4 protein-coding genes are annotated in these 4,924 nt (G+C 34.1%); 1 reads left to right on the forward strand and 3 read right to left on the reverse strand.

The annotated features are described in order from the left end of the window. Positions 1–339: 339 nt before the first annotated feature. The 3 genes from B3J44_RS18765 to B3J44_RS18775 all read right to left on the reverse strand — a co-directional run bounded on the left by B3J44_RS18765 (position 340) and on the right by B3J44_RS18775 (position 3,170). Complete coding sequence (locus B3J44_RS18765; protein WP_286970423.1) at positions 340–2,103, reverse strand: aromatic amino acid hydroxylase; 1,764 nt, start codon at positions 2,101–2,103, stop codon at positions 340–342. A gap of 137 nt (positions 2,104–2,240) precedes the next feature. Continuing rightward, positions 2,241–2,681 carry a hypothetical protein gene (locus B3J44_RS18770; RefSeq protein WP_286970425.1) on the reverse strand — a complete coding sequence of 147 codons (441 nt, stop codon included), beginning with the start codon at positions 2,679–2,681 and terminating at the stop codon, positions 2,241–2,243. Positions 2,682–2,759: 78 nt separating this feature from the next. Next, positions 2,760–3,170 (reverse strand): group III truncated hemoglobin, encoded by a 411-nt coding sequence (locus B3J44_RS18775; RefSeq protein WP_198857558.1) that lies wholly within the window; start codon positions 3,168–3,170, stop codon positions 2,760–2,762. A 375-nt stretch (positions 3,171–3,545) separates the two neighbouring features. On the opposite strand from B3J44_RS18775, the gene B3J44_RS18780 reads away from it, so the two are divergent. After that, a partial coding sequence (locus B3J44_RS18780) for a glycoside hydrolase family 30 protein (protein WP_286970427.1) occupies positions 3,546–4,924 on the forward strand: 1,379 nt, incomplete at its 3' end.

Below are 4,924 nucleotides of genomic sequence, written 5' to 3' on the forward strand. Positions count from 1 at the left end.
AATTCAATGGGGTGGAAACTGCAATATAACGGGAAAACTATTGAATCTGAAACGGAGTTAACGCAAGATTTGAAATTGTAAGATCAGGTTCAAAGAGGCAAAGGAACATAGTGACAAAGTTTTTTTTGCCACAGATTAAAGGATTAAAAATTATTTAATACCAAATTCGTGAATAGTTTTCATAAACAGACTTTCCGCAATTTTGTCATTTCGACGAAGGAGAAATCTCCACAAGAAACTCGACAAAGATTGGTTTTTCGTTGCGGAGTTACTTGCGGGGATTTCTCCTTCGTCGAAATGACAAATATTATGTTATTTACTTAATAAAAACTTCGCGTCTTAGTGCCTTTGTGGCAAATTATCAAAAATCAAATCCAACCCTCCAGAAATTAAATGAGCAATTTCAGGACGTTTTTCTTTCAATTGATCTAAATAAACTAATACTTCCTGTAAAAGCTGTTTCTCGTCTGAATCCTTCAAAAGTTCTGCAATTTCAACAGATAACAACCAGTCGTTGGAATGATTATTTTTTAGCTTTTCAAAAACAGATTTTAGTTCTGTTTTAGCACTTTTATTTGTTCTAATTTCTCTAACTGTTGCGTATAAATTCTCCAATTCATCACGTTCATTAGTATGTTTTGCTTTTATGGTTTTCGTTGACGGAACAATATTAATTAAATCAAAACTATTCACATCGGCTGGTCCTGAAAATGCCGAAATCACTTTTTTACCAATGGCCATATCGTAATTGCCCCATTCAGGTTGGAATAAAATTGTTTCTCCATGAGTTACAGTGCAATTTTTAAAACTAATTAAAATGATTTCTCCGTGTAAGTTTCGAGATCCTGTAATGATTTCACCTTCAACAATAATATTACCTTCAAATTCCAATTTTACCGTTTCGTTTTCTACAATTCGGTAAGCTTGCAAATCCTTCGGACTCATATCTTCAATTGCCAGATTAAAACCTTTTAGTTTTCCAATCGGACTTCCAAATCCGTGAGGATGCGTTAAAGTTCCATGACCCACTAATTCTTTTTCGCGATAAGAAAGAGCCGTTTTTCCTGTAGTCTGAATGTAAACGGGTTTTCCTTCCTCTTCAATTACATTTGTGAAAACTCCAGAGATTTGTAAGCCTGTACTTAATTCGATTGTTCCTAAAGCATTCGATTGTATCAGTTTCTGAATTCCAGAAAGCCCTCCGGTGCGTAAAGCCATTTTATTGGCAAATTCCTCCAAAATCAAACTCAAATGAGAGAAAGTTGGCGTTACATAAAGTTGTGGTTGTAATTGCGTAATATCAAAGTTCTGATTGGCAGCAGAAATATCATAAGGTATTTTCTTCACATTATCAGTCATGCAATGTGCGCTTTCACCAATAGAAGAGAGCAATCCAGCGCCATATATTTTCGGATTTTCAACAGTTCCAATCAAACCGTATTCTACTGTCCACCAATGCAGATTTCGAATTTGAGCCATTTCAGATAACTCGCCCATGTCGTTTTGTAAATCTGCAACTGCTTTTTCAGCTTCGTCGATTTTTTCTTGAGGCGTATCTTCGGCTTCTTTTAAAATAGAAAGCAGACGAATTGCTTCATACATCTGATAATCTTTGTGTGAAGAAATCGCTTTACAGCCAATTTCGCCAAAACGTCTCAAATATTCAGCATATTCTGGATTTGCAATAATAGGAGCGTGGCCGGCACCTTCGTGAATAATATCTGGAGCAGGAGTATATTCAATATGTTCCAATTGTCTAATGTCTGACGCAATAACCAAAACATTGTACGCCTGAAATTCCATAAAAGCATTTGGCGGAATAAATCCATCAACAGCAACCGCTGCCCAGCCAATTTCGCTTAGAATTCGGTTCATGCCGTACATGCTTGGAATAGAGTCAATTTCGATTCCTGTTTTACGTAAGCCTTCCAAATAAGAATCATGTGCAACTTTAGAAAGATAATCTACATTTTTGCGCATCACATATCGCCAAACCGCTTGATTGATAGGACTGTAATCACTATAATCTTGAGGTTTAATAAATTGCTGTAAATGCTTAGGCAATCTTTCTAATAACGGATTGGTTTCAATGTTTGGATTCATTTCGAAAACGATGTAGATTAAAATGTAAAATTACGAATTTACGACTCGTTTTTTTATCATCTATCATAAAATTTTTATTCGAAATTGAATTTTATTGCATTTTTGTAGATTTTTAAAGAGCTGAAATAAATCGATTTTTAGCAATCGTTATTGTCGAAACTTACTCTTTCCATTGTTTGTTCATAGTTTTCAATCTCTTTTTTGGTCATTGGAGTTTCTTTTACATCTACTTTCAATTGTTTTTTAGCATCAGGGCTAATCCATAAACCAGTGAAAGTATTTCCGCTTTTCTGTAAAATTAAAACACCACTGAAATTGTGTTCAACCATAACAAACTCATTTTCTTTCTTTTTGTTTTGAGTAGGATAAATTTGAATCCAATTTTTTGATTTATTGTAGCGATACATTGCCGCATAGCTTAAATCGGCATTACATTGATTTTCTGATGTCTGAATGTAAAGTGTAATCTGGGTTTTTCCATCAACAGTTCCTTTGTATAAATTAGAAGCTGTTGTTTGTGCTGTAATTTGATTAAAAAGAGATAAGTAGATTGCAATAAAGAAAATTACTTTTTTCATAAATAAAAGAATATAGATTTGGGTTTAATTCATTGTTATCCAAATATAAAGTTCTGCTTTTTATTTGAAAGAAATTTTTTAAGATTTTTTTATCGCATTTTTCATTTCATTTTCAGCATTTCTGAAATATTCAATTTTATGACTAAACATAAAAGCCATATTGGTAGCACGCATTTTAGCTTCTTCGGTTATTGGTCCAGCAAATTGCGAATCGATTGTTGAGTTAAAAATGGCAATCCAGCGGTCAAAGTGTGTTTTGTCTACAGGTAATTGTTTATGCGGAGGAAATGGCGTTCCAGAATAAGCACGAACATCAAATAAAATTGTCTGCCAAAAGTTGTACATTTTCTGTAAATGTGGTTCCCAACGATCTTGCAGTTTATCATTAAAGATTGGACCAATTAAATCGTCTTTTCGAACATTAGCATAAAAGCTGTTAACCATTTGCTGAATGTCTTCTATTGTCGAAATATCCTTTAAAGCTGTCATTTTATTGTATTTTAAGTAAACTGCAAAAATACAATATATCTTTCTTTTACTTCCCTGATAATTGTCATATGCTCTTTATTTACTGGCAAAACGACATTTTGTAAGGAATTGTATAGATTTTATATTTTATGATCAGTTATTTCGATTTTAATAAGTAAGTTTTTTATGATTTTTTGTGTTTTAAATTATTGTTTTTCAGTAATTTAAAAACATGATAGATTGGTTTTTGTTGTATCTTTTTTTTTTATTTGATGTGTATTTGTAAAGTATTGAAAATGATAATATTGCAAAAATACTCATAATATTGTGATGTTTTAGTAAAATAAAACTGAATAAATAAGGAAAAACTAATTATCAAACCAAAACCACAAAAGAATGCACAAAACTACTCAAACACCTACAGATCGGGTAAGTAAAGCGCTGAGACTATTATGTTGCGGATCGCTTTTATTCATGAACAGCTTAAATGCTCAGACGGTAACTCCTTGGATGACTACAGGAGATCAAACTAAATTGTTACAGCAACAGGCAACCGTAAGTTTCGGAACCAATTCAGGCACAAACCCTTCAACCGTAACAGTAAATGCGGGAACAACTTATCAAACTATGGACGGATTCGGTTATACTCTGACCGAAGGAAGTTGCGAAGTCATTTCTGGAATGGCAACTACTCAGCAAAATCAATTGTTGAATGATTTGTACAATCCAACAACAGGATTAAATGCGAGTGTAGTTCGCATTAGTATTGGAGCTTCAGATTTAAGCAGCTCTTCTTACAGTTATAACGAAACTTCGGGAGACACGAACATGAACAATTTCAGTTTGAACGGACCTGATTTAACCTATTTAGTTCCAATCATTAAAAAAATCTTATTGATTAATCCGAACATCAAAATTTTAGCAACGCCTTGGTCTCCGCCAAGATGGATGAAAACCAACGGATCATGGGTTGGGGGTTCATTGCAAACACAATATTATGCTGCTTATGCGAAATATTTCGTAAAATACTTTGATGCTATGAAAGCCCAAGGTATTAATATTTGGGCAATTACACCGCAAAACGAACCAGAAAATCCAAATAATGAGCCAAGTATGCTAATGAATTCTACAGAACAAAAGAACTTCATTAATCAACAGCTTGGACCACAGATGGCGGCAGCGGGTTATGGAAACATTAAAATTATTGCTTTTGATCACAATTGCGATAATACCGCATATCCAATCGATGTTTTAAATAACAGCTCTTATGTTGATGGCGCGGCTTTTCATTTGTATTTAGGAAATATCTCGGCTATGTCGACAGTAAAAACGCAAACGGGTAAAAACGTTTATTTCACGGAACAATATACTGGCGCAGGTGGAAGTTTTAGTGGAGATTTCGGCTGGCATATGCAAAATGTTGTTATTGGAAGTACTACAAACTGGTCAAAAACAGTTTTAGAATGGAATGCAGCTAATAATTCGAGCTATGGTCCGCGTACTCCAGGTGGTTGTACTACTTGCCTAGGTGCAATTACGGTCAATAACAGTACCAGTTATACTAAAAATGTAGCGTACTATATTATTGGACAGATTTCAAAATTTGTAAAACCGGGCGCAGTAAGAATTTCGTCTTCTAGCACAAGCGGAAGTATTCTTTCTGTTGGATTTAAAAATCCTGATGGCTCAACAGCATTAGTTGTTTACAATTCAGCGGGGTCATCAAATACGATAAAAGTAGTTTCGGGATCGTCAGCATTTAATTATGCAGTTCC

This window comes from Flavobacterium sp. UBA4854, assembly GCF_002399805.1.
Classification (GTDB): Bacteria; Bacteroidota; Bacteroidia; order Flavobacteriales; family Flavobacteriaceae; genus Flavobacterium; species Flavobacterium ginsengisoli.

Bases quoted from the DNA above. Each gene is read 5' to 3' on its own strand.
- B3J44_RS18765 (WP_286970423.1), bottom strand. From the start codon at position 2,103: ATGAATCCAAACATTGAAACCAATCCGTTATTAGAAAGATTGCCTAAG.
- B3J44_RS18770 (WP_286970425.1), bottom strand. From the start codon at position 2,681: ATGAAAAAAGTAATTTTCTTTATTGCAATCTACTTATCTCTTTTTAAT.
- B3J44_RS18775 (WP_198857558.1), bottom strand. From the start codon at position 3,170: ATGACAGCTTTAAAGGATATTTCGACAATAGAAGACATTCAGCAAATG.